General features: G+C 61.3%; 22 protein-coding genes and 3 tRNA genes. 10 read left to right on the top strand and 15 right to left on the bottom strand.

Going from position 1 to position 26,459, the window contains the following annotated elements; translation table 11 throughout:
• Positions 1-284 precede the first annotated feature (284 nt).
• Positions 285-644 carry a hypothetical protein gene (locus VGD45_RS33525; RefSeq protein WP_331159768.1) on the top strand — a complete coding sequence of 120 codons (360 nt, stop codon included), beginning with the start codon at positions 285-287 and terminating at the stop codon, positions 642-644.
• Positions 645-698: 54 nt separating this feature from the next.
• Here the strand turns inward: VGD45_RS33525 and VGD45_RS33520 are convergent, their stop codons facing one another.
• Together VGD45_RS33520 and VGD45_RS33515 are read right to left on the bottom strand one after the other, a co-directional pair.
• Positions 699-1,157 carry an Lrp/AsnC family transcriptional regulator gene (locus tag VGD45_RS33520; RefSeq protein ID WP_349263415.1) on the bottom strand — a complete coding sequence of 153 codons (459 nt, stop codon included), beginning with the start codon at positions 1,155-1,157 and terminating at the stop codon, positions 699-701.
• A gap of 5 nt (positions 1,158-1,162) precedes the next feature.
• Positions 1,163-1,612, bottom strand: a complete 450-nt coding sequence (locus VGD45_RS33515) for a GFA family protein (protein ID WP_331159766.1) — start codon at positions 1,610-1,612, stop codon at positions 1,163-1,165.
• Positions 1,613-1,869: 257 nt separating this feature from the next.
• On the opposite strand from VGD45_RS33515, the gene VGD45_RS33510 reads away from it, so the two are divergent.
• Positions 1,870-2,490, top strand: a complete 621-nt coding sequence (locus tag VGD45_RS33510) for a TetR/AcrR family transcriptional regulator (protein WP_331159765.1) — start codon at positions 1,870-1,872, stop codon at positions 2,488-2,490.
• A gap of 119 nt (positions 2,491-2,609) precedes the next feature.
• Positions 2,610-3,593 carry an alpha/beta hydrolase gene (locus VGD45_RS33505; protein ID WP_331159764.1) on the top strand — a complete coding sequence of 328 codons (984 nt, stop codon included), beginning with the start codon at positions 2,610-2,612 and terminating at the stop codon, positions 3,591-3,593.
• Positions 3,594-4,177: 584 nt separating this feature from the next.
• On the opposite strand, the gene VGD45_RS33500 is transcribed toward VGD45_RS33505, so the two are convergent.
• The 8 genes from VGD45_RS33500 to VGD45_RS33465 all read right to left on the bottom strand — a co-directional run bounded on the left by VGD45_RS33500 (position 4,178) and on the right by VGD45_RS33465 (position 11,492).
• A tRNA-Asp gene (locus VGD45_RS33500) sits at positions 4,178-4,254 on the bottom strand.
• Between the two features lie 54 nt (positions 4,255-4,308).
• Positions 4,309-4,383, bottom strand: a tRNA-Val gene (locus VGD45_RS33495).
• Between the two features lie 99 nt (positions 4,384-4,482).
• Positions 4,483-4,755, bottom strand: a complete 273-nt coding sequence (locus VGD45_RS33490) for an HU family DNA-binding protein (protein ID WP_203167952.1) — start codon at positions 4,753-4,755, stop codon at positions 4,483-4,485.
• 192 nt (positions 4,756-4,947) lie between these two features.
• On the bottom strand, positions 4,948-7,395 hold the full coding sequence (gene lon, locus VGD45_RS33485; RefSeq protein WP_349263411.1) for an endopeptidase La: 2,448 nt from the start codon (positions 7,393-7,395) through the stop codon (positions 4,948-4,950).
• Between the two features lie 276 nt (positions 7,396-7,671).
• Positions 7,672-8,988 (bottom strand): ATP-dependent Clp protease ATP-binding subunit ClpX, encoded by a 1,317-nt coding sequence (gene clpX / locus VGD45_RS33480; RefSeq protein ID WP_331159763.1) that lies wholly within the window; start codon positions 8,986-8,988, stop codon positions 7,672-7,674.
• 331 nt (positions 8,989-9,319) lie between these two features.
• Complete coding sequence (clpP, locus tag VGD45_RS33475; protein ID WP_331159762.1) at positions 9,320-9,946, bottom strand: ATP-dependent Clp endopeptidase proteolytic subunit ClpP; 627 nt, start codon at positions 9,944-9,946, stop codon at positions 9,320-9,322.
• A 120-nt stretch (positions 9,947-10,066) separates the two neighbouring features.
• On the bottom strand, positions 10,067-11,359 hold the full coding sequence (gene tig, locus VGD45_RS33470; RefSeq protein ID WP_331159761.1) for a trigger factor: 1,293 nt from the start codon (positions 11,357-11,359) through the stop codon (positions 10,067-10,069).
• 48 nt (positions 11,360-11,407) lie between these two features.
• Positions 11,408-11,492, bottom strand: a tRNA-Leu gene (locus VGD45_RS33465).
• Between the two features lie 281 nt (positions 11,493-11,773).
• On the opposite strand from VGD45_RS33465, the gene VGD45_RS33460 reads away from it, so the two are divergent.
• On the top strand, positions 11,774-13,357 hold the full coding sequence (locus VGD45_RS33460) for a chitinase (protein ID WP_331159760.1): 1,584 nt from the start codon (positions 11,774-11,776) through the stop codon (positions 13,355-13,357).
• 63 nt (positions 13,358-13,420) lie between these two features.
• On the opposite strand, the gene VGD45_RS33455 is transcribed toward VGD45_RS33460, so the two are convergent.
• A complete protein-coding gene (locus tag VGD45_RS33455; protein ID WP_331159759.1) occupies positions 13,421-14,311 on the bottom strand; it encodes a dienelactone hydrolase family protein in 891 nt (296 codons plus the stop codon).
• Between the two features lie 46 nt (positions 14,312-14,357).
• Positions 14,358-14,846, bottom strand: a complete 489-nt coding sequence (locus VGD45_RS33450; RefSeq protein WP_331159758.1) for a rhodanese-like domain-containing protein — start codon at positions 14,844-14,846, stop codon at positions 14,358-14,360.
• A gap of 233 nt (positions 14,847-15,079) precedes the next feature.
• Here VGD45_RS33450 and VGD45_RS33445 point away from each other — a divergent pair, with 233 nt between their 5' ends.
• The 6 genes from VGD45_RS33445 to VGD45_RS33420 all read left to right on the top strand — a co-directional run bounded on the left by VGD45_RS33445 (position 15,080) and on the right by VGD45_RS33420 (position 24,612).
• Entirely contained in the window at positions 15,080-16,192 is a 1,113-nt protein-coding gene (locus tag VGD45_RS33445; RefSeq protein ID WP_331159757.1) for a sigma-54 dependent transcriptional regulator, read from the top strand.
• A gap of 399 nt (positions 16,193-16,591) precedes the next feature.
• Entirely contained in the window at positions 16,592-19,312 is a 2,721-nt protein-coding gene (locus VGD45_RS33440; RefSeq protein WP_331159756.1) for a TonB-dependent receptor, read from the top strand.
• An 18-nt stretch (positions 19,313-19,330) separates the two neighbouring features.
• Complete coding sequence (locus tag VGD45_RS33435) at positions 19,331-20,218, top strand: transposase (RefSeq protein ID WP_331159755.1); 888 nt, start codon at positions 19,331-19,333, stop codon at positions 20,216-20,218.
• 262 nt (positions 20,219-20,480) lie between these two features.
• The gene (locus VGD45_RS33430) at positions 20,481-22,760 is read left to right on the top strand and encodes a DUF1549 and DUF1553 domain-containing protein (protein WP_331159754.1); all 2,280 of its coding nucleotides are present in this window, start codon (positions 20,481-20,483) and stop codon (positions 22,758-22,760) included.
• A gap of 12 nt (positions 22,761-22,772) precedes the next feature.
• Positions 22,773-24,209 carry a DUF1501 domain-containing protein gene (locus VGD45_RS33425; RefSeq protein ID WP_331159753.1) on the top strand — a complete coding sequence of 479 codons (1,437 nt, stop codon included), beginning with the start codon at positions 22,773-22,775 and terminating at the stop codon, positions 24,207-24,209.
• A gap of 1 nt (position 24,210) precedes the next feature.
• Positions 24,211-24,612, top strand: coding sequence for a hypothetical protein (locus VGD45_RS33420; protein ID WP_331159752.1), 402 nt, complete (start codon positions 24,211-24,213; stop codon positions 24,610-24,612).
• On the opposite strand, the gene VGD45_RS33415 is transcribed toward VGD45_RS33420, so the two are convergent.
• The 3 genes from VGD45_RS33415 to VGD45_RS33405 form a co-directional block, all read right to left on the bottom strand.
• Positions 24,609-24,839: a hypothetical protein gene (locus VGD45_RS33415; protein WP_331159751.1), complete on the bottom strand. Its 231-nt coding sequence runs from the start codon at positions 24,837-24,839 to the stop codon at positions 24,609-24,611. The genes VGD45_RS33420 and VGD45_RS33415 overlap by 4 nt on opposite strands.
• Before the next feature lie 107 nt (positions 24,840-24,946).
• Entirely contained in the window at positions 24,947-25,738 is a 792-nt protein-coding gene (locus VGD45_RS33410) for a siderophore-interacting protein (protein ID WP_331159750.1), read from the bottom strand.
• The gene (locus VGD45_RS33405) at positions 25,731-26,357 is read right to left on the bottom strand and encodes a PadR family transcriptional regulator (protein WP_331159749.1); all 627 of its coding nucleotides are present in this window, start codon (positions 26,355-26,357) and stop codon (positions 25,731-25,733) included. Before VGD45_RS33405 ends, VGD45_RS33410 begins: the two co-directional genes overlap by 8 nt.
• Between the last annotated feature and the right edge of the window lie 102 nt (positions 26,358-26,459).

The following is a 26,459-nucleotide window of genomic DNA, read 5'->3' as shown; positions in this document are numbered from 1 at the left end:
GTCGAACTAATGTCAGAGGCGAATGGCGCTGCGGGCTTGCACCGCTTCGGCCAACATCACGTCGTCTGCAACTAACAAAATGCGGACTGCGGCTTCCAGGGAGGCGACTTTGGCATAAGAGCGATTAAAGAGTTTTTAAAACCCGAACCGGCAACATGCCGCCATGACACGCTACCTGTCTCGCGCCATTGATGAAGATGGCACCCGCCAGCGTGACTTTATAACATCGGTCCTTGCAGCGACGCGAACGCAAGGCCAACTGACGATTTGCACGCCAATCAACCATGCACAAGTACATTGTCTACGCAGCCTACGGCTGGCTCGCCCTGACCGGCATACTGCATTTCGTCGTTGATGTGGTGTCCCAGCATCTGCGGGGCAAACGCGCGCCCGGTTTGGAGACGACTCTGTACTACGGATTGAACTCCGCATTTGCGTTGGGACAGGTTGCATTCGGATTGCTGGGGCTCTTGCTAGCCTGGCGGGCCATGAACCTGCTCAGCGAGACACCTGCACTGATCCTGTCCATTGCAGCGGCCTTTGGATGGCTCGCGATTACCTTCCTCTTTATGGAGTACTGGGAACCAAAGCTCAACGTCGGGATCTTTTGCGTGCTCATTATTGCTGCCTTGGTCACGCGCTGATCGCCGCTTCGTCTGCGCGTGCGGGAGACGATGAATCTATCGTTCTGTGTCGGTTTACAGGGGCAGCTCGGAGGACAGTTTGATTTTCTGCAGGGGAATATCTGTCTTCACCGTCTGCACGGCGTTGACTCGCGTCAGGTGCGTACTCTGGAAGCGACGATAATCGTCCAGGTCAGCGGCGACCACCCTGAGCAGCGCGTCGCATTCGCCAGCCATGACGTAGCACTCGACGACTTGCGGAAGATTCCGCATGGCATTGGTGAATCGTTCAACCGTCTCCGCGTCCTGTGAGATCAGCGATATGCGCGCGAACACAGTTAGATTGACACCTATCTTCGATGCGTCGAGCAGCGCGGCATAGCGATCGATGACGCCCGCTTCTTCGAGTCGACGCACGCGCCGCAGGCACGGCGATGGAGACAGTCCTACTCGTTTTGCGAGCTCCACGTTCTGCAGACGGCCGTCTTTTTGCAACGCTCGAAGGATACGCCTGTCGATCTGGTCGATCTTGATGGACATCACTCGGGAAGGTCGGCAAGAGCAGCGATGCTCGGCGGATTTCGTGGGTATGTAACGGAACCCGGTTTGATCGCCAGCCACGACTGTGCCCGCTCGAGCCAGATTTGAGCACGAGGCTGAACCCAACTGGTGTCGTCGATCGTGCCGGGCTTGATACTCACGATGCCTTTGGCTCGATAACTCTCGGAGACATGAAATACGCGCGTGCCGCATCGGTCGCAGAACTCGCACACCATGTCTTCGCCCGTGGGTAAATGCCGGGTCCACTTGAGCAGCGTCCCGGAAAGACGTTCGAGACCGCTCGCTTCGACCCAGAGGCCCATGCCGAAGGCGCTCCCGGATTGCTTCTGGCACTCGGTGCAGTGGCAAGCGAAGATGTTCAGCACTTCCCCTTCATAGCGGTAGCGCACCGAACCACACTGACAGCCGCCCTGAAACATCCGTTTCATATCTCTCGCATCCTTCGTTCACGTTTCGATCGTTGGAACGAAATTCTACGCTCCTCATCCGGCAATTTGCTCGCTCAAATGCCGCACGCGGTTTGCATATTGGCAGGCGAATGCTCAATTGAACGGATTTGTAGCACGCGGTGCTCTCCTCCAGGCTTCACTATCTTTTGCCTTCGATCACATAGGTCTTGCGGTTGTTCGCACCGACTTCGCCACGTCACTTGATTTAGGAAACGATCTCCTCCTATTATGGGCGCATGGTGAAATCCACGAAAAACACGCAGCTGCGCCGCAGCCCTGGGCGTCCGCGCGAATTCGACATGGAAGCAGCGCTGGACGGGGCACTGCTGGTGTTCCGTGAGCACGGCTATCACGGCGCGTCGCTGGGCGAACTCGGTTCTGCGATGGGACTCACTGCTGGGAGCATTTACAAGGCGTTCAATGACAAGCGCACGCTCTTTCTAGCCGCCTTCGACCACTACACGCATCGGCGCCATGCTGAGTTGGGAAAGCTGCTGGATGCCGAGAAGACCGGCTTCGACAAGGTTCGAGCCATGCTGCGCTTCTATGCCGAGGTGTCACATGACCTCGAAGGCCGGCGCGGGTGCCTCGTGGTAGGCAGCTTGACGCACCTCACTACCTTCGATGCAAAGACGAGTGCTCGCGTCACCACGGCTTTGCGGCGACTCGAGACCTTGTTGCGCGATCTCATCCGGCTCGGCGTGTCCGATGGCTCCATCCCTCCTGGAATCAATGCCGATGCCTTGGCTCGTACCCTGCTGTGCCTGCTGCAAGGTTTCCGCGTCGTCGGCAAGGCTGGGCGTACCCGTACCGAGATGTTGGCCGCCGTGGATCAGGCGTTGCGGCTGCTCGCCTGATATTTACTCTTTTAGGGACGCTCACCGCCCCTTCGCGCGCATCTTCGCGTGCGAGCCTCTTAATCTTCGGAATAGAAATGTCTGAACGTCAGAAATCCGGTACCCCGGGCAGCGTCGCAATGACAATCACAGCGGCTGCGCTATCGGTCGTGGGAGCCCTATCTGCTGTCGCTCCGAGAATCGCCAGCGCGGCGCCCACTTCCGTGGCGGCTTCGTTCGGCTTTGCAGACCACTCAGTGATCGCGAACGGCGTGCGACTGCATTACGTGACGGTCGGCAAGGGCGAGCCGGTGTTGTTGTTACCCGGTTGGCCGCAGAGTTGGTATGCGTGGCGCTTCGTCATGAAAGATCTGGCAGCATCGGGGCGGGAGGTCTACGCGCTCGATCCACGTGGGTTCGGAGACAGCGAAAAGCCGGCGGGCGGTTACGATCTTGCGACTGCTTCTGACGATGTGCATGCATTTATCCAGGCAGCCGGCCTGGCACGTGCCAGCGGCATCGACATCGTCTCGCATGATGTCGGCTCATGGATCGCCTACGCACATGCGAGCGCTCATCCCGAAGACGTGCGTAGCTTGGTTTTGAGCGAGGCCTTGATTCCTTGGACGGCTCCGGCCGCAGCGACGCCAAGCGATGCGCAGAACACCAGGTCCTGGCACTTTGGCTTCAATCGTTTGAACGACCTGCCCGAGATCTTGGTGCAAGGTCACGAACGCGCATATCTCGCCTGGCTGTTTGCCAACAAGTCCGTTCGAGGGTGGACGATCGATCCGGCCGCTCTCGATGAGTATGTTCGCGTTTTCTCTCTTCCCGGCGCGGCCCGTGCTGGCTTCGACTACTATCGCGAAGCCTTCAACGCTTCAGGCATGTCGCAGATGAAGGCGAGGCTGGGACGCAAGCTGCCGATGCCGATTCTCACGCTTGGGGCGGATGGCAGTCTCGGCCCGAACATGCGGCTGAATTTGCAGCCGCTCGCAGAGAACGTTCGCGGTGAGGTGATTGCGAACTGCGGGCACTACCTGCTCGAAGAATGTCCGAGCGAATTCACGCGCGCCGTCGCCGATTTCTGGCGACAACTGCCTGGTCGCCCGAGCCCCCGCTGATCCCAGGTGGACCTGTCGCCGATGTAGAGAGGCCTCGATGGCGAAGCGCAGGGGCTGATCGGCAGCGCGGGACATACAGCGCGATGGCAAGGAGTGAAAGGCAGAACGATTCATTGCCAAAAGATGTCACGAGCTTCGGTCCACCAGACTGCTTCTTTGAGCGCGCAGCCCGTTTCAGGTGCCGAGCCACGCGACATGAACATGCTCGTGGAGATGAACGCCCTCGCCTTCTCCACGGTCAACGAGTACCGAAGGATTCTGGAGTCGGTGTGGACGCGCGCCATTGGAGATGACGCGTCCGAGGAGGTCACCTACTCTCGAAAAAAGATCGCCCGCCGATCGACCCCCCTCGTGATCGAGGAGGGAAAGAAAATCATCGCGACGTCTCACGCGGATTGGAGTCGCGGCAGCTTCGCTACCACGTTGTATGGATCAAGCAAGCGATGGAACGATCACCGGAGCCGGTCTACTCGGCAGCGAGCCACGACGGGCTTCGTTCCCTCGCGTCCCCAGAATTTTGGCACTGATTTGCCACTAGAGGGTGGCTGGGGACGCCTGAGTTGGCGCAAGTACTCACAAAGGACTGGCGGAGCGGACGGGACTCGAACCCGCGACCCCCGGCGTGACAGGCCGGTATTCTAACCAGCTGAACTACCGCTCCGCGCTGGAACCTTTGTGACTTTGACGCTTGAGACACTCTGATGTCACAACAGAGTGGTGGGTGCTGAGGGGATCGAACCCACGACATTCGCCTTGTAAGGGCGACGCTCTACCGCTGAGCTAAGCACCCGACGATTACTTGGGAAGTATTCGTGAACCTACGCTCAAACAGTACCTTGGCAGTACCCTGACGAGCGAGGGGTTTTACGCCCCCCGTTTCGAAGGCGCGCTAATTTACAGCATCCTTCAGCGCCTTGCCAGCTTTGAAACCAGGAACTTTTGTGGCGGCGATCTCAATCGTCTCACCGGTGCGCGGATTACGACCGGCGCGGGCCGCACGGGCCTTCACCACGAACGTGCCGAAGCCCAGCAGCGACACGGAGTCGCCACCCTTCAGGGCCTCGGTGACGGCGTCGAAAACCGCATCGACGGCACGCGTGGCCTCGGCCTTCTGCAGGCCCGTCTTCGTGCTCACGGCGTCGATCAGTTCCGCTTTGTTCATATCCGGGTTTCCTTCTTGTAAACAGCCTCGCTCCAGACCTTACGTCAGGAACGGGGGCGCGTTATAGCAGCGAGCGGCGTAGAAAGGAAGCGCAATGCCGCGAACGCTGTCGGTTGATTCAAGGGCGAAGGCGGGCGATCGGGCCCGAAGCTGCGCTTTTCACGACAGCTCCGGGCTCATTTTCGCCTGCGATCAGTGGGCGCGAACCTGCTTGTTCGCCCGCTTTGCGACCCTCCGGGCCCGCGGTTTGTCATTGCCACGCGACGGCTCGGCAGCGGCCGGAACCGGCGCGGGCATGTGTTTGAGTGCTACCTGCAACACCTCGTCGATCCATTTGACCGGTTTGATCTCCAGGTTGTCCTTGATGTTCTGGGGGATCTCCGCCAGGTCCTTGGTGTTGTCGTCCGGGATCAGCACGGTGCGGATTCCACCGCGATGCGCGGCGAGTAATTTTTCCTTTAAGCCCCCGATCGGGAGCACCTGTCCGCGCAAGGTGATTTCGCCCGTCATGGCCACATCGGACCGCACCGGCACCTTGGTCAGCGCCGACACCAGCGCTGTGCACATGCCGATACCGGCGCTCGGGCCGTCCTTGGGCGTGGCGCCTTCGGGCACGTGAATGTGCACGTCGCACTTCTGATAGAAGTCCGGGTCGAGGCCGAGCACGGCGGCGCGGCTGCGCACGACGGTCATCGCGGCCTGGATGGACTCCTGCATCACTTCGCCGAGCTGGCCGGTGTGCGTGAGCTTGCCCTTGCCCGCGACGATGGCGGACTCGATGGTCAGCAACTCGCCGCCCACTTCGGTCCAGGCCAGGCCCGTGACCTGACCGATGTGATCCTGCTCCTCGGCACGACCATATCGGAAGCGACGCACGCCCAGATACTTCGACAGGTTCTTCGGCGTGATCGTGATGTGGTCGGGTTCGCCCTTGGTGAGCAGTTGCTTCACGGCCTTGCGACACAGCTTCGACACTTCGCGCTCGAGGTTACGAACACCGGCCTCGCGCGTGTAGTAACGAATGGTGTCGAGCACGGTGCTTTCGGTGACCTTCAGCTCGTTGTCCTTCAGACCGTTCTGCTTCATCTGCTTCGGGATGAGATAACGCTGCGCGATCGCGCTCTTCTCGTCCTCGGTGTAACCGGGCAGACGAATCACTTCCATACGATCCAGCAACGGCGCCGGAATGTTCAGGCTGTTCGCGGTACACACGAACATCACCTCGGACAGATCGAAGTCCACTTCGAGGTAGTGATCGTTGAATGTCGAGTTCTGCTCCGGATCCAGCACTTCGAGCAACGCCGATGACGGATCGCCACGGAAATCCATGGCCATCTTGTCGATCTCGTCCAGCAGGAACAGCGGATTGTGCACGCCGGTCTTGACCATGTTCTGGATGATCTTGCCGGGCATGGAGCCGATGTACGTGCGGCGGTGACCGCGAATCTCGGCTTCATCGCGCACGCCACCCAATGACATGCGCACGAACTTGCGGTTCGTGGAACGCGCGATCGACTGACCGAGCGACGTCTTACCCACGCCCGGCGGACCGACCAGACACAGGATCGGGCCCTTGAGCGTCTTCACGCGCTGCTGGACGGCGAGGTACTCGACGATGCGTTCCTTCACCTTCTCGAGGCCGTAGTGATCCTCGTCGAGCACTTTCTCGGCGAGGTTGATGTCGTTGTGGACCTTGGTCTTCTTTTTCCAAGGCGCCTTCACCAGCCAGTCGACGTAGTTACGCACCACCGTGGCTTCGGCGGACATGGGCGACATGAGCTTGAGCTTGTTGAGCTCGCTCATCGCCTTGTCACGCGCTTCCTTCGGCATGCCGGCTTTCTGAATGCGCTGCTCGAGCTCGGCGAGCTCGTTCGGCGCGTCTTCGATTTCGCCCAGCTCCTTCTGAATGGCCTTCATCTGCTCATTCAGGTAGTACTCGCGCTGGCTCTTTTCCATCTGCTGTTTGACGCGGCCGCGGATGCGCTTCTCGATCTGCAGCACATCCATCTCGCCTTCGATCAGCGCCAGAATGTGCTCGAGACGCTTGCGCACGTCCTGGATCTCCAGGACCTTCTGCTTGGCATCGAGCTTCAGCGACATGTGCGCGGCGACGTTGTCCGCGAGGCGGCCCGGCTGTTCGATACCTGCAAGCGCCGTCAACACTTCAGGCGGCACCTTGCGGTTCAATTTCACATACTGTTCGAACTGCGAGGTGACCGAGCGGGCGAGCACGTCCATTTCGCGCTCGTCGTAATTTTCGATGTCCTTGAACGGGCTGATGTCGGCGGAGAAATACTGGCCAGTCACCAGCTTTTCGATCTTGGCGCGCTCGGCGCCCTCCACCAGCACCTTCACCGTCCCGTCGGGCAGTTTCAACAACTGCAGAATGGTCGCGACGGTGCCGAGGCGATACAGATCCTGCGCGCTCGGATCGTCGACGTCGGCCTGTTTCTGCGCGACCAGCAGAATCTGCTTGCCGGAGCGCATGGCCTGATCGAGCGCAAGAATGGATTTCTCGCGGCCGACGAACAGCGGAATGACCATGTGGGGATAGACGACCACATCGCGCAACGGCAGGACAGGCAGCGCTGCCGGCGGCGTCTTGTCGGATTCGGGAGCTTCAGGGATGTCGGTGCTCACGCGCAGTACCTTGTGTGAAGCGCCGGCACGATCTACCGACGCCGAGAAAACGAAAATGAAGTCGCAATCGAAAATACCGGAAGCAACGCAGCCCTGCTAGTTCTGTGCCACGCAAATGCCATCGGGTTTTCCGATGTCGCAAAAAATCCGTGAGCGGATGCGTGTCGCGACGAGTGCGAATTGCAGGGTTGGGCCTATTGCGTTCGGAAAAACGTGCGGCCGGGGCAAGCAGGCTCACCTCTCCACTTCGAAGAGGTGAGCCAAAAGGATTAACGATCAGTGGTCGCTGCCGGTGGGACGGCGTTCTTCGACGGCCGCGAGACGACCATCGTCGGCGTTGCCGTACAGCACATACGGCTTGCTCTCTCCGAGGATGACCTGCTCGTCGACCACGACTTTTTGGACGTTCCGCAACGACGGCAATTCATACATGGTTTCGAGCAGCACGTTCTCGAGAATCGTGCGCAGGCCGCGAGCGCCGGTCTTACGCTGCATGGCCTTTTTGGCCACCGCTTTGAGCGCATCGGTGCGGAACTCGAGCTCCACGCCTTCCATGTCGAACAGCTTGCGATACTGCTTGCTGAGCGCGTTCTTGGGCTCGAGCAGGATCGACACCAGCGCGGCCTCGTCCAGCTCGTCCAGCGTCGCCACCACGGGCAGACGGCCGACGAACTCCGGAATCAGGCCGAACTTGATCAAATCCTCGGGCTCCACGTCGTGGAACACATCCGAGCCGTGCGGACGCTCGCTGGTCTGACGCACGTCGGCGGTGAAGCCGATGCCCGTCTTCTGCGTGCGATTGAGAATGATCTTCTCCAGGCCCGCGAACGCGCCACCGCAGATGAACAGGATGTTGGTCGTGTCCACCTGCAGGAATTCCTGCTGGGGATGTTTACGACCGCCCTGCGGCGGCACCGAGGCGATCGTGCCTTCGATGAGCTTCAGCAGCGCCTGCTGCACGCCCTCGCCGGACACGTCGCGAGTGATGGATGGGTTGTCGGACTTGCGCGAGATCTTGTCGATTTCGTCGATGTAGACGATACCGGTCTGCGCCTTCTCGACGTCGTAATCGCACTTCTGCAGCAGCTTCTGGATGATGTTCTCGACGTCCTCGCCGACATAGCCCGCTTCGGTCAGCGTGGTGGCGTCGGCGATGGTGAACGGAACATTGAGCAGACGCGCCAGCGTCTCGGCCAGCAACGTCTTGCCGCAGCCGGTCGGGCCGATCAGCAGGATATTGCTCTTGGCGAGCTCCACTTCGTCCTTGGCGCGCGCTTCGGAGGTCTTCGTCTGCAGGCGCTTGTAGTGGTTGTAAACGGCGACCGACAACACCTTCTTGGCGCGCGGCTGGCCGATCACATACTCGTCGAGAACCTTTTTGATCTCGTGGGGGCGCGGCAGTTTGTCGCGCGTGCGCTCGGCGCGTTCTTCGAGCTCTTCACGAATGATGTCGTTGCAGAGCTCCACGCACTCGTCGCAGACGAACACCGACGGGCCGGCGATGAGCTTGCGCACTTCGTGTTGGCTCTTGCCGCAGAAGGAGCAGTACAGAAGCTTGCCGTCGTCGTGTTTGCCGCGGGAATCGTCGGACATGCATTACCCTCGAAAGCCAAGGCGAATCAACTACTTCACAGTTGCTCATCAAGTCCCCGCAAGATCGGATGGATCCTTTGGGGCCGCCCCAGCGTGTTACGAAATCGCGTCACCGTCGCGACACTATTGCGTCCGGGCTATATAGCACGCGCTGCCATCAGGCTGCAAAGACGCCCTTTCCGGCCTTTTTGCAGGTTGATCCCCTTGCTTGGGCGGCAGGGAAAACCCTACCTGCCCCAAGGGGTTAGTCAGCGACTCCAGCCCGTCTGCTCAAGACCTTCATGAGGTCGTCAGAGGGAGCCTTCAATGGGCTCCCAAGCAACGGCTCGAATCAGCGGATATTGGCCGCCGCCACCAGGGCCGGCTCGCCGCGCCTTTCCATCACGCGGTCGATCAACCCGTAATCCACCGCCGCCTCGCCGCCCATGAAGTTATCGCGGTCGGTGTCCTTGCTGATGCGCTCCACCGTCTGGCCGGTGTGCTTGGACAGAATACGGTTCAGGCGCTCGCGAGTTTCCAGCACTTCGCGGGCGTGGATGTCGATGTCCGAGGCCTGGCCCTGAAAGCCCGCCAGCGGCTGGTGGATCATCATGCGGGAGTGCGGGAGCGCATAACGCTTGCCCTTGGCGCCGCCCGCCAGCAGCACCGCGCCCATGCTGGCCGCCTGGCCAACGCACATGGTGCTCACGTCGGGCTTGATGAACTGCATGGTGTCGTAGATCGACAAACCGGCGCTGACCGAGCCGCCCGGCGAGTTGATGTACAACGAAATGTCCTTGTCAGGGTTCTCCGATTCGAGGAACAGCAGCTGCGCCACCACGAGGTTGGCCATGTGGTCCTCGATCGGGCCCACGATGAAGATCACGCGCTCTTTCAGCAGCCGCGAGTAGATGTCGTATGCGCGTTCGCCGCGAGCGGTCTGCTCGACGACCATCGGGACTAGATTCATGGTGGCCATCTGTGAGTGCTGATCTTGAGTAAGGGGAGTGGGCGATGTGTGGGGGCTAGTTTAGAAGAGGCAAGTGCCCCTCTACTAGCGACCGCCGCACGCGCGCCCGCTCCTTTGTCCGGTGTCTAATCAGGCGCCGAAATTCATGATTTCCTTGAAAGACGACGGCTTGTCGGCGACCTGGGCGCGCTGCGTGAGCCAGTCGATCACCTGATCCTCCAGCACCGCGGCTTCCATCTGGCGGCGGAACTGCGGGTTCGAGCGGTACTGCTGCAGGGCCTGACCCTGGTCCGGATATTGCGCGGCCAGCTCTTCGAAGCGCGCCTGCACCTGGGCCTGATCGACCTGGATCTTGGCGGTCTGGATGATCTCGCCGATCAAGAGCGACAGCGCCACGCGACGGCGGGCGGTGTCCTGGAAGCCTTCCGGCGGCGGAATCTGCGAGGCGTCGCGAGCGCCCATGCGACGGGCCGCGTCGAGCTGCAGCTCACGCACCTGGGCGTCGACCATGGATTTCGGCAACTCGATCGGATTGGCGGCCAAGAGGCCATCCAGGATCTGCTTCTTGACGCGGGCCTTGATGGCCTCGCCGAGCTCGCGCTCCATGTTTTCCTGCACTTCCGAGCGCAGACGGTCGATGCCGCCCTCTTCCACGCCGTAAATCTTGGCGAATTCGTCATTGAGCTCGGGCAACTGCCGCTCTTCCACCTTGTGCACGGTGATCGCGAACTTGGCCTGCTTGCCGGCGAGGTTCGCGGCGTAATTGGCCGGGAAAGTGAGCTCGATGTCCTTCTTGTCGCCGGCTTTGGCGCCACGCAGCCCGGCCTCGAAATCGGCCAGCATGCGCCCCGCGCCGAGATCGATCGGGTAGTTTTCCGCCTTACCACCTTCGAAGGGCTGGCCGTCGATGCTGCCCTCGAAATCGATGGTGACGCGGTCGGTATCACGCGCTTCGCGCTCCACGACCGAGTAGGTCGGACGCTGTTCGCGCAGGTTCTGGATCATGGCATCCACGTCGCCCGTGGCGACGGTAGCGGTGGGACGCTCGACGCTGAGGCTCTCGACGCCCTTCAGCTCGATCTGCGGCAGCACCTCGAAAATCGCGCGGTACTTGAGGTCCGAGCCCTGCTCCAGGTTGATCGGCTCGATGCGCGGGCCGCCGGCCGGTGTCAGTTTTTCCTGCACGACGGCTTCGTTGAACGTGCTCTGCATGACGTCGCCCAGCACTTCCTGGCGGACCTGCTGACCGAACTGCTGGCGCACGACTTTTACAGGCACTTTGCCGGGGCGAAAGCCCTTCAGCCGCACCGTGCGGCTCATGCGCTGCAGCCGCTCGTCGACGGCCTTTTCGACGCGCTCGGCCGGAACCTGCACTTCCATCCGGCGCTCCAGGGCCCCGGTCGATTCAACTGAAACCTGCATGGTCGAAACCTGCCTCAAGTCACGAATGAAGTAATACGCCGGCCCGATTGGTGCGAAAGGAGGGACTCGAACCCTCACGGGGTTACCCACTGGAACCTAAATCCAGCGCGTCTACCAGTTCCGCCACTTTCGCGGGTCCCCGGCCCTGCCCCCCATACATATATATGAGTTCCGGGGCTGGAAGTGCCGGCCGCCCTTTCGGGGGCGCGGAGTATACCCGAGCGGCCCCCGCCATTCGAGAACGCCGATAGCTGCCCTTTTGGGCCCCTGATGGGCGTGAATCGTCGCCGATTACCCACGGCCCCCGGCGCATCTGCACCCGGGACCGGGAACGAACTCAAGTAGGCGTGGCATTGACGCCCACGCGGCCCCCGAGCCGGTCGGCGCGGGGCCCCTGCCCAATCGAGGACTTCCATGAATCACACGCTTACTCACAACCGGCGATGGTTGTTGTCGCTGCTATTGCTGGTCGCGACCGCTTTGTTCTCATCGATGCAAGCCGCTCAGGCCCAGCAGATTCCCGCCTGGGCGCCGAACACGGCGTACGCGGTCAACGCGCAGGTGACTTACCAGGGATCGGTGTATCAATGTCGTCAGGCGCACACGTCCATCGTGACTTGGGAGCCGGTCAACACGCCGGCCTTGTGGCTCAACATTGGCGCTGACAATGGTGGCGGCGGCGGTGGTGGAGATACGCAAGCGCCGACTGCGCCGACCAATTTACGCGTCACGGCGACGACCTCATCGAGTGTGACACTCGCGTGGAATGCATCGAGCGACAACGTCGGTGTGGCTCGCTATGAGATTGTTCAGAATGCAACGACGTTAACAGGCTCCACGGCGACGACGTTCACATCGAGCGGCCTATCACCGAGCACGACTTACACCTACTCCGTTCGCGCGCGTGATGCGGCGGGCAATCTTTCTTCGGCGAGCAATCAGGTCACGGCGACGACGCTGCCAAACAATGGCGGTGGTGGTGGCGGCGGTGTGCCGGGGCGCACGTTCGTCGGTTACTGGCACAACTTCGAGAACGGCTCGGGATTCATCCGGCTGCGCGATGTGTCGCGCGACTTCGATGTGATCAATCTTTCGTTCGCCGAATCGGCCCCGGGCAGCCGCTCGCTGATTCAATTCGTTCCGGACACGCGCACGTCGGCGGCGGAAATTCAGGCGGACGTGGCGCAGTTGAAGAGCGAAGGTAAGAAAGTGCTGCTGTCCATCGGCGGTGCGAACACGGTCGTCGAATTGAACAACGAGACGGACCGGCAGAACTTCATCAACTCGGTGGCCGCGATTGTCACTCAATATGGATTGAATGGCGTCGACATCGACTTCGAGGGCAGCTCGCTGAGCTTGAATGCGGGCGATCTCGACTTCCGCTCTCCCACGACGCCGAAGGTCGTGAACCTGATCTCGGCGTTGCGTGCGTTGAAGTCGCGCTTCGGCAATGACTTCATCCTGTCCATGGCGCCGGAAACGTTCTATGTGCAGGTGGGCTTCCAGGCTTATGGCGGCGCGGCTGGCGCGTACTTGCCCGTGATTCACGGCGTGCGTGACATTCTCAACTTCATTCACGTGCAGCACTACAACACGGGCACGGTGCTTGGGTTGGATGGGGTTGCTTACGCCTCGGCTACTGCGGATTTTCAAGTGGCGATGGCGGAGATGCTGATGGTCGGCTTCCCGGTCGCCGGCAACCCGGATCGTTTCTTCCCGCCGCTGCGTGAGGATCAAGTGATGATCGGCCTGCCCTCCTCGCCGCAAGCCGCCGGCAGCGGTTACACACCGCCGGCTGAAGTGGCCAAGGCCATCAATTATCTGGTTCGCGGTCAGTCGTACGGCGGCCGCTACGTGCTCCGTCGCGCCAGCGGATATAACAATTTCCGCGGCGTGATGACGTTCTCGATCAACTGGGATCGGTTCAACGGTTTCGTGTTCTCTCGCGGCGTGCGGCCGCTGTTGAACTCGCTGCCGGCGACGACGGCGGCTCGATGATAGCGATGTGAAAGTTTGGGTGCCCGCGTCGCCTGTTCATCAGCGGCGCGGGCACCCTCTACATCATGACGCGCGAAGGTTGTCCTTGAAGAACTCGATCGTGCGCTTCCAGGCCAGTGCGGCGGCTTCTTTGTTGTAGCGAGGCGTGGTGTCGTTGTTGAAGCCGTGCTGAGTGCCGGGGTAAATGTATGCTTGATACTTCACTCCAGCAGACTTGAGCGCAGCTTCTGACGCCGGCCACGCTGCGTTGATGCGCTCATCGCTCTCAGCGAATTGCAGCAGCAGCGGCGCCTTGATCTTGCCCGCCTCTTCCACCGCCGGTGGGCTGCCGTAGAATGGCACGGCCGCGCCGAGATCGGCAACGCGAGTGGCGAGGAAGTTGGCGACACCTCCGCCGTAGCAAAAGCCGACGACGCCGACTTGGCCAGTGCCCTCCGGCAGCTTCTTCAAATATGCGGCAGCAGCGACGAAGTCCTCACGTGTCTTGCCCTGATCCAGCTTCTGGAACAACTCGCGCGCCTTGTCCTCGTCACCCGGATAGCCGCCGAGTGGAAACAAAGCATCCGGCGCGAAGGCGATGAAGTTCTCCAGCGCGACGCGACGAGCGACGTCCTCGATGTGAGGATTCAGGCCACGGTTCTCGTGTACGACCAGCACCGTGGGCAACTTTCCCTTCGCCGACGCCGGCTTCACCAGATAACCACGGAGCTTCCCATACCCTGGCGCAGGAATCTCCACATAATCGGCCTTGATGCGAGCATCCGTCGGCGCGACCTGCTGTGCTTCGGCGAACTTCGGATTGAGCGCATCGAGGATCGCCGCACCACTCAAGCCAGCGACGGTATAAGCCGAAGCGCGATCGATGAACTCACGCCGCGAAATCGCGCCGTGCACGTACTTGTCGAACAGCTTGAATACTTCCGGTGGGAATTGTTGTGCTTCGTTGTTGCTCATGGCGCCTCACATGCGAACTGACAAAACGTACGTTGTATAACACGGTTCAAGGCTTGGCCGCTGCCTGCGCATTTTTCTGCTGGCCAGCCGGCGTTTTGGGAGGAATCTTGGTGAGCTTGCCGCCCTCTTCCTCATAATTCTGCACGCCGACACGGCCGACCACGTTGAAGCCCTTCGCCGCCAGCAGATCGCCCGCGCGACCGGCGCGAGCCGCGTGATTGGACACGGTGACGATCTTCCGATCTTTCGGGATCCATGCCAGGTTTTTCTCCAGATCGGTGAGCTGCACGCTCAGATACACGGGCAAGCCGCCAATGGCAGTCACCTCATCCGGCCGCCGGATGTCGACGATCAGCAACTGCTCGGGCTTGGCGAGCAGTTGATCGAACTGAGCGCGCGTCAACACGGGGGTCTTCGATTCATCCTTCCGTGTTCCCGCGGGAAAATTGCCCGATTGAGCGAGCGCGACCGAGGCCACCAGGCTCAACAGCAGCGCCGGCAACGAACGCAACGACCGGGAATGAGACAAACGCATGACAGACTCCAACAGAGGTGGTGAAAGTCACGGCAGTCTACGAGTCACCCTGCGCGGGTGTGAGAGGTAACATTGCATCTACACATAACGTTCGACGCAGCGCGCTGACGACAATCGCGGCCGACGTTACAAAGCAGTCACGGTCCGATTGCGAATGAGCTGATACCGCCGCGCTCTTTGTGCAAGCGTTGCCGGTCATCGATACTCGAATCATCAGCAATGCGACGGCCATCATGAGCGATCAACCCGGAAGACTCCTCGTGTATCCCGAATCCTCCGCTCATCCCCTGTCGATCCGCGCCAAGGCGGCGATCTTTGCCGACCCGAAATCGCAGGCGCTACTCGATCAGCTGGATCGAGTGGCGCCGGCGGATGCGCCGGTGCTCATCGTCGGCGAGACCGGCACCGGCAAGGAGTTGGTGGCCCGGCACCTGCACACGCAGAGCCGGCGGAAAGGCGCGTTCGTCGCGGTGAACTGCGGCGCCTTGTCGCAAACGCTGGCGGAAGCGGAGCTGTTCGGCCATCAGGCAGGCGCGTTCACGGGCGCGAATGAAACCAGGGCCGGCTGGTTCGAGGCCGCAAACGGCGGCACCCTGTTTCTCGACGAGATCGGCGACCTGCCCCTGCCGCTGCAAGTAAAACTGCTGCGTGTGTTGCAGGAGCGCGAAGTGGTCCGCGTCGGCTCGCGCAAGGCCATTCCCCTGGATGTGCGGCTCGTGGCCGCGACCAACATCGACCTGGCGGCCGCGGTCAGCGCGGGTCACTTTCGTTTGGACCTGTATTATCGTCTCAACGTCGTCACTTTCGATTTGCCGCCCCTGCGCGATCGGCGTGGCGACATCATGCCGCTCGCCGAACATTTCCTGTTCAAGTACAGCGAGAAGCTGCGGCTCGAGCCCCCGGCATTGACGCCGGCGACGCGACAAGCGCTCTTGCACTACGCCTGGCCTGGCAATATTCGTGAGTTGGAGAACGTCATTCATTTCGCGCTGCTGACCGCCGACGGCGACGTCCGCCCGGAACATTTGCGATTCGCCGCTGCACCTCAAACCGCTACGACAGGTCCCACCGCGCCGCCGATCGAGAATATCGCCGCCCAGCTCGATCAACTGTTCGCAGCAGCGCCTGCTGAGCTGTATCAAACGCTCGAAGATCTGATCGTGCGTCGCGCGTTCGACCACTGCAGCCATAATCAGGTACAGACCGCACGCCTGCTCGGCATCTCGCGCAATGTGCTACGCACTCTGCTGAAACGTTTGGGCCTCATCAGCAGCGATACTGCCGCCGAGGAATATCCAGATCTGCGGCTGGTTGCGCCAGGGCAAACCACGCGCGCGGTCAGCTGAACCATCCCACTGCCGCCGGCGAGCCGCGTGCGCCGCTGCCCAGCCCCTGCACGCTCTTATACAGCTTCTGTAATTCCAGCGGGCGCCGCCTGAAGTCTTTGCATTTACCCGAGAGTTACCACGCTCGGTTGCGTAGACGGCGCCATCCGCCGCATCTTGCAATCTTGCATACCCGGCTCCCTGGTGCTTGGTCGCTAGCAGCCTGCATGTTCGCTACTCAGCATTTCCCCGATCCAAGCCCGCGATCGCCGGTTACACAAAGTGACCGCCGCTTGCCCGCTCGCCGGGCAATTCGCGCGATGACTGCCCGCGTCGGTGACATGCGAGTTTGAATCGCGTCTCAACGAAAGCGCTGGCATAGCGCTTGCTCCCCGTCTTCGAAAGCAACAGGAGCTGGCCATGTCATCGCGTTCTATGTTCCATCGACTTCATTCCAACAGCCCAGTGCTGGCTGTGTTGGTCCGCGGCCTGCTGTTCGCGGTCTCACCCGTCGATGCAGCGGAAGAAACATCGGCAGAAACAAACGAGCGCATCGCTCTCGCCGAGACCAGCCCCGAGGATGGCGGCTCGCCCATCGAGAACGTCACAGTGGTTCGCTCTCGCAATCGACTAGAACCTCTCCAGGAAGTTCCGTTGTCGATTTCGTTGGTCACCGGCGAAGAGCTGGATCGGCTGCAAGCCACCGACATCTCCGCGCTTACCTTGCGCGCTGCGAATGTTTCCTGGAACCAGGGCAATCAGCGCACCAGCAGCCTGTCGATTCGGGGCGTCGGCAAGCAAGGCCAGACCGAAGCGCAGGATCCGAGCGTCGGCATCATCGTGGACGGCGTGAACTACGCCTATAACGCACTCACCTCCAGTTACGACTTTACCGACGTGGACACGGTAGAGGTCACGCGTGGCCCGCAGGGCACTCTGCTAGGCAAGAACACCAGCCTGGGCGTGGTCAACGTCACGACGCGACGTCCCTCGTTCACGCCGGACGCTACCTACTCGCTCACCTTCGGGCAAGACGACACGTTCGTCGGCCAACTCGCCGGCGGCGGAGCTGTCATCGACGACGTGCTCGCCTGGCGTGGCGCATTCAGCGTCAGCAAGGGCGAAGGCGATATCAGGAACATCTACAACGAAGATGTCACCTACACGAACAAAGATCGCGTGTCCGGCCGCGTGCAGTTGCTCTTCACGCCGACCGAGCACTTCAGCGCGCGTCTTGCCATCGATGCGCAACCTCGCGGCGGCGAGACGACCAACGGAAGAACCATTCGCACACCGACGCCCGCTGTTTATGCCGACGGCTCGATCAACAATCTTTCCACCGACGCCGCGGTCCGGCTGGCCCGGCCCTACTTCACTCAACGCGGCAGCTTCGATTACGAGCGCGACTATCTATATGGCGGCGGGCAAAACGTCGTGAACAACGACGCCGCGCGCCCACTGGTGACCGGCAGCAACGGCGCCACGCTGCAGCTGGACTGGCAGCTGCAGAATTTCGAGCTGACCTCCATCAGCGCGTATAAGGATTACCACTTCAACGCCACCAACGACGAAGGCACGCCGTTCGACATTCACCGCAATTCCGGCGGCTTCTGGAACGACTATCGCCAGATCAGCCAGGAGCTGCGTCTGAGCTCGGATACCGGCGGCCTGGTCGATTACCAGACCGGTGTGTTCCTGCTGAAAGTCGATAACAGCGCCGACTACCGCCGCGAATGGGGCAACGACGCGGGCGCCTGGTTTGCGAGCCCCACGCAGTATCGACGACTCGATGTCGCCGTGAACCCCGACGGCAGCATCAGTGGCGGTCGCACCTTGATGCAGAACTCACTCAGCGGCTTGAAGATGTCCTACAACTCACCGGCCGGCGTGCAGGACATAGAAAACAAAAGCGCCGCCGCCTTCGCGCAGGCGAACTGGCATCTACCCGGTCGCTTCACGCTGACGACTGGCGTGCGCTTCACGCATGAGGATCGACGCAACACCGGCCTGAGCATCGTTCGGGAGAACGGCTACGCGCCGGAGCTGAACCCCGTGGCCGTCAACGGCGTGGAGCTCGGCGGCTTCGCATCCAGCAATACGGGCGCGCTGCTCGATGGAGCCAACTCGGCGACGCAGCTGAGTCTCGCCGACCAGGTCGCTAACAAATATTTCGGCGTGCCGATCACGGCGACACCGGGACAGGCCTACCGCAGCCTCACCCCGGACCAGCTCCGGCAAGTCGCCGACGCCAAGGCGATTCGCGCCGCGCAAATGGGCGTGGTGTTCGCCCGAACCGAGGCCGAGCCGTTCAAGAGCGATCAGCCGGCGTTTGTGATCAGCCAGTCCTACGCCATCAGCGCCGATCAGAGCACCTATCTTTCCTGGCAGTACGGCGAAAAGGCCGGCATCTCGCAACTCACCAACGGTGTTTCCAACCTGGTGAAGGCGGAGAAAACCAGCGCGTTCGAGTGGGGCGTCAAGTCGTCGCTGTTGAACGGGGCGCTGGTGCTGAACACCGCGATCTTCCACATGGACATCAAGGACTATCAGCAAGGTGTGCGCGTGCTCGACGTGTACACCACCAATCTCAACAACGACGGCACGCTCTATTACACCTCCGCCACGGGCAATGTGCCCCGAGTCGAAGTCAAAGGCGTGGAGATCGATGGCGTCTACGCTGGCATTCCGAACACCACCCTGCGGTTCTCCGGCGCGTACAACGATGCCCGCTACAAGGAATTCCCGAACTCGGCACAGCCCTCCGAGAACGGTTACTCCAGCGCGCCACCGTATCGCGATGTTTCCGGTGAAGCGCTCCCTGGTGCGGCGAAGTGGTCGTTCAACCTCGGCATCGACTATCGCATGCCTACGGTTGCGAACCTGGAGTTTCACACCAGCGCCAACGCCGCCTACACGGGGCGAAACAACTCCGACAACGCGCTCTCCAGCTACAGCTGGCTGCCCGCACGCACGTTGGTCGATCTGGCCATCGGCGTAGGCACCCAGGACGAGAGATACGATGTGAGCCTGCTCGCCAAGAACCTGCTGGATGACGACACGCCGCTGGCGACGACCTGGAACAGTTACACCCCGGCAGTGCCGCGCTGGTTCGGCGTGATGTTCACCGGCAAGATTCTTTGAACGCAGCAGGCGAGGGATATGCCGCGATTACCAAGGCTGCACATCGCGAACGCCTGCTACCACGTCGTCCTGCGCGGTCATCACGGGCGGGACATCTTCTTCCGCCCCGCTGACCGCCGTCTGCTGGAAGAATGTGTAGCCGGCGCTCTGCATCACACGCGGATGCGAGTGCATGGGTATTGCTGGTTGAACAACAGCATCGACCTGCTCGTGCAGGTCGCGGATGTTCCGTTGAGCCGGTTCATGCAGCGCATAGGCACTCGCTATGCGCGCGCAGTGCAAAGGCCTCGGCGCGATTCAGGTCAGTTGTTCGAGCACCGATACGAAGCGAGGATCGTCGACGTAGACAGTTACTTCCTCGATCTGCTGCGGGACTTTCATTTGCGGCCGGTGCGCTCGGGCATCGTGTCGATTCCGGAGCAATCGCGGTGGACCAGCCATCGTGCCTACCTGAGTCGCGTCCCTCATCCCTGGCTGCATACCGAATTGGGGCTGCGGCTGCTTCACTGGCAGCCACAGCGAGCTCGCGAGTTGTACCGCGATTTCATCGACGCCGGGATCGGTACTGCCAGCGATCCCGCGCTCTACACCGGGCATAGACACGATCCACGAGTGCTCGGAGACGATCGTTTCCTTGCCACGCTTCAGTGGCGGCCACCCGCCGGTGGCCAGCCCGCACCTGCAGCGCCGGCACTCGCCGCGATCGTCCAGGAGATCTGCCTCGAGCTTGGCATCACGACAGACCAGCTGAGATCGGTGCGTCAGAACCGAGTGCTTTCGCGCGCCCGCGGGTTGATAACGGCGCGAGCCCGCGATGCATATGCCGCGACGCTCGCAGACATCGCGAAATTTCTCAATCGCAGCCCCTCAGCGCTCGCCCGTGCAGCGGAGCGCTACGGTAAATGAACTTGCAATCTTGCAAATCCGAGACAGCGCTGCTCGCGATTGAGCACGACGGCTGCTCATCCGTCAGCACTGCCTCCATTTCAGCTCGTCGCGCAGGTCACATTGTTGTTACTGACAGTAGCACGCATTTCGCGAACACGCGGCGGATGCTCACTACGCTGGTTACAAGAACGTCTCACTCGAACGGGCGGCGTCGTATGGCACACCGTTTGCTCTTGAATCATGAAATCTGCTTTTGTTCATTTCGAATGGGGAACCGACGATGTCACCATTGAGGAAAGCCGCGCTCGCCTTGGCGCTGAGCTCCGGCCTGTTCGCAACCGCTCTGGCGGCGGACTCGCCCGATGCGGAGAAGTCCGCCAGGGCCGCGCCAGCGCCGCACTGGGCTTACCAACCAGTGCAACGACCTGACGCGCCAAAGGTGCGCCAGAAGAAGTGGGCGCGCACGCCGATCGACAAGTTCGTGCTCGCGCAACTGGAGAGCAAACAGCTCGGCCCGTCTGCGGATGCCGACCGAGCCACCTTCATCCGTCGCGCCACGCTCGACGCCATCGGCATCGTGCCGACGCCCGAGGAAGTCGAGGCGTTCGTCAACGATCGCTCGCCCAAGGCGTACGAAAAACTGATTGACCGTCTGCTCGCCTCCCCTCACTACGGCGAGCGTCAGGCGCGGCGCTGGCTGGATCTTGCGCGTTACGCCGACAGCGACGGCTACAACGCCGATGGCACGCGCCCGAACATGTGGCGTTATCGGGATTACGTCATCGAGGCGTTCAACCGCGATAAACCCTACGACCAATTCATCAAGGAGCAGCTGGCCGGCGACGAGCTGCGGCCGGACAGCAATGAGGCGTTGATCGCCACGGGGTTCTTGCGCAGTTACCCGGATGAGATCAATGCCCGCGACCTGAACTTGAAGAAACAGGAGATCGCCACCGACCTGACGGATACCGTCGGCGCGGTGTTTCTCGCCCAGACCGTGGGCTGCGCCAACTGCCACAACCACAAGTTCGACGCGATCTCGCAAAAGGAATATTTCCAGCTGCAGGCGTACTTCGTGAATGCGAGTGCACGCGACGATGTGATGCCTCTGAAAGATAACGAGCTCAGCCAGTACCGGCAGAAGCTCGCGGCTTATGAGGCGGCCACGCAAAGCGTGCGCACCCAGATGGATGCGATTCTCCAACCCATCGTCGACAAGCTGGAAGCCGATCGCGTGTTCGGCTTCGTGCCGGCGACGCGCGATTCCATCACCAAACCGGAAGAACAACGCGATGCCTATGACCGTTGGATTTATCACCGGTCGTTGTGGACGATGGTGGGCCGCACGCGCAACGCCGAGAATCGACTGAAGGAACAGGATCCGGCCGCGCATGCCCGATATCAGGAGCTGAAGCAACAGCTCGCCGCCTTCGACAGCATCAAGCCCACGGATCCAGGCAACATCTCGACGATCGTGGAGCTCGGGCCCGAGTCGCCGCCGACACACATTCTTGCCAACGGCATTTACGATCGCCGCCTCGACGTGGTCGAGCCTGGTGTACCGGTCGCATTCGCGGCCGGGCAACCGAACATCGTGCCGACTGCAACGTCATCGGGCCGTCGCACTGCCCTTGCGAACTGGATTGCGAGCGAGAACAACCCACTGACTGCTCGCGTCTTCGTGAACCGTGTCTGGAACCAGTTCTTCGGCCACGGCATCGTCGACACCGTCAGCGACTTCGGCAAGATGGGCGAGCGCTCCATCAATCCGCAGCTGCTCGACTATCTCGCTTACACGTTCGTGCACGAGCACGGCTGGAGCGTGAAGAAGCTGCAGCGGCAGATCATGCTGTCACGAGTGTATCGGCAGTCATCGGCGCATCGGCCGGACGCCTATGCGCTCGATCCGCACAATCGCCTGCTCTGGTCCTTCCCGCGCCAGCGACTGGACGCCGAGCAGATTCGCGATTCGTTGCTCGCAAGCGCCGGCTTGCTGCAAGAGAAGATGGGCGGCCCCGCGGTGTTTCCGCCGGTGCCAGGTAATTTCGGCGCGAACCCAAATGCATGGACGGTCTCCAACAATCCCGAAGATCATCACCGTCGCAGCGTGTACGTGTTCATCCGTCGCAACACGGCCTATCCGCTGCTGGAAACATTCGACATGGCCAATCCGAACTCGGTGCACAGTCGTCGCGATGTGACGACCACGGCGCCTCAGGCGCTGGCTTTGATCAACAGCGACCTGGTGTACGGTTGGTCACAAGCCCTGGCAAGCCGCGTGGTTCGCGAGGCCGGCGCTAGCGAAGACGCCCGCATCGACCGGCTGTTCCGGATCCTGTTCTCGCGTGGCCCGGATGCGATCGAAAAACAAAAGCTGATCGCGTTCCTCGACAGTCAGGAGCAGATCAATCGTCAAACGCACAGCGCCGCGCCCGCGGAACCCGGCATGCAGAAGGTTTCTACGGTGCAAATCTCATCGCCGCAGGATCCGCGCGAGTCGGCCTTCGTCGACCTCGTGCATGCCGTCGCGAACTCCAACGAATTCAGCTATCGCTTTTGAAGGGATTGCCTCATGAACAAAACTTCTCGTCGTCGTTTCCTCAGCGCCGCGGGTTTGGGCGCAGGCGCCTTGGCCGCGCATGGATTGATCCCAGGCGGCATCTTGAGCAGCGCCAATGCGTTCGACGATCCGCTCGCGCCCAAGGCTCCGCATTTCACACCGAAGGCAAAGTCGGTGATCTGGCTGCACATGGCGGGCGCGCCGAGCTCGCTCGACCTGTTCGATTACAAGCCGGAGCTGGTGCGGCTGCGAGGTCAGCCGTTGCCGGATTCGTTCGGCAAGAATCTGAAAACCGCGACGGATGGCGGCGTCGGCGCGCTGCTCGCAACCAATCGCACCTGGAAACAATACGGCGAGACTGGCGCGTGGATCTCCGATCTGCTGCCCAACCTCGCCAGGCAGGTCGATCGCATCGCGTTCCTGAAAGGCAGCAAGACCGAAGGTAGCACGCACGTCATTTCATCTTTGAAGCTGCACACCAGCGGCCTGGTGCCGGGTCGTCCAGCGCTCGGCGCGTGGGTGCAATATGGTTTGGGCTCGGCGAATCGCGATCTGCCGGCCTTTGTCGTTCTGCCTACGGGCACCGGGAATGCCGGCGGCGGACGCGGTGCGACCATCTGGAGCTCGGGCTTTTTGCCGGCCACCTATCAGGGCACGGCGTTTCGGCAGGGCGACTCGCCGATTCTCCACCTCGATCGTCCGAGCGTGGTCAGCTCGGATCAGCAACGCGGTATGCTGCAACTACTGCGCGATCTGAACGAGCATCAGTCCGCCGGCCGGCCCCTCGACTCCGAATTGCAAGCACGCGCTCGCTCTTATGAGCTTGCGGATCGTATGCAAGTTGCCGCGCCCGAAGCGGTCGATCTCACCAAGGAATCACAAGCCACGAAAGCGTTGTACGGCATCGCCGATTCCTCGACGCCGGCCACGCGCGAGTATGCAACTGCCCTGCTCCGAGCCCGCCGACTGGTGGAGCGCGGTGTGAGATTCATCCACGTGATCTCCGGAGCGCCCGACAACAGCATCGACAGTTGGGACGCTCATCGTGACATTGAAAAGAATCATTCGGTGATGTCGCGCCAGGTCGATCAGCCTATCGCGGGATTGCTCGCCGATCTTCACGCGCTGGGACTGCTCGATACGACTCTGGTGGTCTGGACATCGGAGTTCGGTCGCACGCCCTACGGCCAAACCGGTGACGGTCGCGATCACAATCCGTGGGGTTACACGACATGGATCGCTGGCGGCGGCATCAAGCCCGGCACGTACGGCGGCACCGATGAAATCGGTCTGCGCGCAGTCAGCGGCATCGTCGATACCTATGACGTGCAGGCCACCATCCTGCGCCAGCTCGGGCTGGATCACCTCAAGCTCACTTATCAGTATCAGGGTCGCTCCGAGCGCGCGACCACGGTGTATGGCGAAGTCATCGAAGACATCATTGTTTGATATGAACCAGCACCACACACAGCTGACATTTGTCGCTATCGCCAGCCTGGTCGGCGCACTCGCGTGCGCCGACGTCGATCTCGCCGATTTCGAGGACGATCGCATGGAGGCCATGGATGAGACCACCAAGGCCATCGACGCCGTGATCGCCGGCCGGGACCCGACGATCGCGCCCTACGACATCGATGCATTGCTGCTCGATCTGAAATGGACCGAGCAGTATTTCGCGAACAAGGGGAATGCACCGGACGCCGTCCAACACGCGCAGACTGCGCAGAAATCAGCCGCTGCACTCGGCGACGCCCTCACGCAGAAGGACTACGACGCCGCTTTCCTCGAGTTCCGCGCTCTGAAACGCAGCTGTCGGAACTGTCACGACGTCTATAAGCCGCCGTCGCTCTAGATCAGCGCACGCGCGCCTGCGGCCGCTATGCCTGCCAGAGCGACCACCGACAGCACAAATTTACCAAGCAGAGAGCCGAGGCTGACGGTCGGCGTCGTGTCCCATGGCGGCCAGCGATCGGCGGCCGCCTCCTCGTTCGATTCCAACCGGAATTTATGGACGTACCCATCCATCGGCACGACCTTGTGAGACTTGCAGGGTCCGGTGGTTTGAGGAAGCGGCTGCATGGTGGCGGGCTTCGTCGAGAAGGTCGGGAGAGTTTAGCCTCTCGACAGTCACCATTTCAGTCGCACCGGCGTTTCATTTCGGTCACCGCGCCGTGCAGCCGTTTTCCTTAATCGTCGACCACCACGTGCTCGCCGACGGCGCCGCGCTGCCAGTAGCCTGCAGCCTTCACCCAGCGCTTGTCGAAACCGCGCTTCTCGAGCAGATAGCGGCGGATCGCGCGCACGGCCTGCGTTTCGGTTGCAGCCCAGGCGAAACAACCTTCCTTCATGAGGGGCAGATCGTTCAGCGCGCCGATCAGCAATTCACCGGGCGCCGCGTTCACCTTGTTTCGCCGAGCCCAGAATACTTGCAGGTTCGCGCGGCTCGATAGCGGCAACTCGAAGCCCTGTTCCACCTCGGCGACGACCATCGCGCTCGTGTTCGCCGGCAGCTCTTCCAAACGACGAGCGATCGCAGGTAGCGCGGTCTCGTCGCCTATGAGCAAGTGCAAGCCAATACCTTCCGTCGAGATGATCGACGAACCTCTTGGCCCACCGACGCCGAGCACGCTACCCGGCACGGCGCTGGCCGCCCAAGTCGTCGCCGGACCGTCGTCATGAATGAAGAACTCGATGACGAGCTCGCCTTTCTCCGCGTCGAAGCGACGGGGCGTGAAATCCCGCATGATCCTTTCAGCCGCGCCTTCCGTGCCCGGCAAGGACAGATTCAGCTGACCGTCGGACGTTGGGAAGAACAACTTAACGTGATCGTCGAATCCTAGCGACGTGAACCCACGCAGCTCATCGCTCTGAAGCGTGATGCGCTTCATCCCAGGCGCGAGCTGCTCGACTTTCGTGACCGTCGTACGGCGCAAGCGCACTTCGTGGCGCACACGAGTGATAGTTGGAATGTTACTCATCGCGCGGCCCCTGAGAGATTTCCTCCGCGGCGCTCTCGATGATCTTCCGCACGCGTTCGATTTCTTCATCGCTCCAGCCGCCGCGATGAAATAACAGAGACGCCTTGAGGGTGTGCATGGCGTGGAGCACATCGTCCGGCGGCATGTCGCCCGTCGCCGCGCGTGCAGCCATCTCCATGCGTTTCCTCACGCTGGTCAGCATCGCTTCGTTCTCGCGCAAGTAACGCCGACCTTCGTCGGTGATCTCGAACAAACGTTTGCTGCCTTCGGTCGTCGTCGAACGAACGTGCCCCAGCTCTTCTAGCAGGGTCAACGTCGGATAGACGGAGCCCGGACTTGGGGCGTACGCGCCGCCGAACTTCAGCTCCAGATCTTTAATGAGTTCGTAGCCGTGGCGCTGCTTCTCTTCGATCAGCGACAACAAAATCAATCGCAGGTCTCCTGGCCCGAACCGGCGACCGCCGCCACCGCCGCCTCGCCCGAAACCGCCGCGACCCATCGGCCCGCCGCCAAGCATGCCTCGCAATCGGTGGCCGCCCCACCCGCCGCCACGACCGCCGCAGCGGTGATGGGGACCGAAGCCCTCCACGAAATAGCCTCTGAGCATCCTGTGAAACATGGCCTTACCCTTTTCTGGCCCTTAAGTACGCTACGAACGATATATCGTTACGATATAGCTTTCAACCCCCTTCCCGCCGATGGCTGCGGCGCTGTGGCAAGA

Origin of the sequence: Steroidobacter sp. (assembly GCF_036402275.1) — a bacterium.
Classification (GTDB): domain Bacteria; phylum Pseudomonadota; class Gammaproteobacteria; order Steroidobacterales; family Steroidobacteraceae; genus Steroidobacter.
The sequence above is the reverse complement of the archived record's forward strand: the minus strand, read 5'-3'. Positions and strand labels throughout refer to the sequence as shown.

Bases quoted from the DNA above. Each gene is read 5' to 3' on its own strand.
- VGD45_RS33415 (WP_331159751.1), bottom strand. From the start codon at position 24,839: ATGCAGCCGCTTCCTCAAACCACCGGACCCTGCAAGTCTCACAAGGTC.
- clpP (WP_331159762.1), bottom strand. From the start codon at position 9,946: ATGGCCACCATGAATCTAGTCCCGATGGTCGTCGAGCAGACCGCTCGC.
- VGD45_RS33515 (WP_331159766.1), bottom strand. From the start codon at position 1,612: ATGAAACGGATGTTTCAGGGCGGCTGTCAGTGTGGTTCGGTGCGCTAC.
- VGD45_RS33510 (WP_331159765.1), top strand. From the start codon at position 1,870: ATGGTGAAATCCACGAAAAACACGCAGCTGCGCCGCAGCCCTGGGCGT.
- VGD45_RS33450 (WP_331159758.1), bottom strand. From the start codon at position 14,846: ATGCGTTTGTCTCATTCCCGGTCGTTGCGTTCGTTGCCGGCGCTGCTG.
- VGD45_RS33425 (WP_331159753.1), top strand. From the start codon at position 22,773: ATGAACAAAACTTCTCGTCGTCGTTTCCTCAGCGCCGCGGGTTTGGGC.
- clpX (WP_331159763.1), bottom strand. From the start codon at position 8,988: ATGTCCGACGATTCCCGCGGCAAACACGACGACGGCAAGCTTCTGTAC.
- VGD45_RS33525 (WP_331159768.1), top strand. From the start codon at position 285: ATGCACAAGTACATTGTCTACGCAGCCTACGGCTGGCTCGCCCTGACC.
- VGD45_RS33420 (WP_331159752.1), top strand. From the start codon at position 24,211: ATGAACCAGCACCACACACAGCTGACATTTGTCGCTATCGCCAGCCTG.
- VGD45_RS33430 (WP_331159754.1), top strand. From the start codon at position 20,481: ATGTCACCATTGAGGAAAGCCGCGCTCGCCTTGGCGCTGAGCTCCGGC.
- tig (WP_331159761.1), bottom strand. From the start codon at position 11,359: ATGCAGGTTTCAGTTGAATCGACCGGGGCCCTGGAGCGCCGGATGGAA.
- VGD45_RS33445 (WP_331159757.1), top strand. From the start codon at position 15,080: ATGAGCGATCAACCCGGAAGACTCCTCGTGTATCCCGAATCCTCCGCT.
- VGD45_RS33405 (WP_331159749.1), bottom strand. From the start codon at position 26,357: ATGTTTCACAGGATGCTCAGAGGCTATTTCGTGGAGGGCTTCGGTCCC.
- VGD45_RS33490 (WP_203167952.1), bottom strand. From the start codon at position 4,755: ATGAACAAAGCGGAACTGATCGACGCCGTGAGCACGAAGACGGGCCTG.
- VGD45_RS33440 (WP_331159756.1), top strand. From the start codon at position 16,592: ATGTCATCGCGTTCTATGTTCCATCGACTTCATTCCAACAGCCCAGTG.
- VGD45_RS33410 (WP_331159750.1), bottom strand. From the start codon at position 25,738: ATGAGTAACATTCCAACTATCACTCGTGTGCGCCACGAAGTGCGCTTG.
- VGD45_RS33505 (WP_331159764.1), top strand. From the start codon at position 2,610: ATGACAATCACAGCGGCTGCGCTATCGGTCGTGGGAGCCCTATCTGCT.
- VGD45_RS33455 (WP_331159759.1), bottom strand. From the start codon at position 14,311: ATGAGCAACAACGAAGCACAACAATTCCCACCGGAAGTATTCAAGCTG.
- VGD45_RS33460 (WP_331159760.1), top strand. From the start codon at position 11,774: ATGAATCACACGCTTACTCACAACCGGCGATGGTTGTTGTCGCTGCTA.
- VGD45_RS33435 (WP_331159755.1), top strand. From the start codon at position 19,331: ATGCCGCGATTACCAAGGCTGCACATCGCGAACGCCTGCTACCACGTC.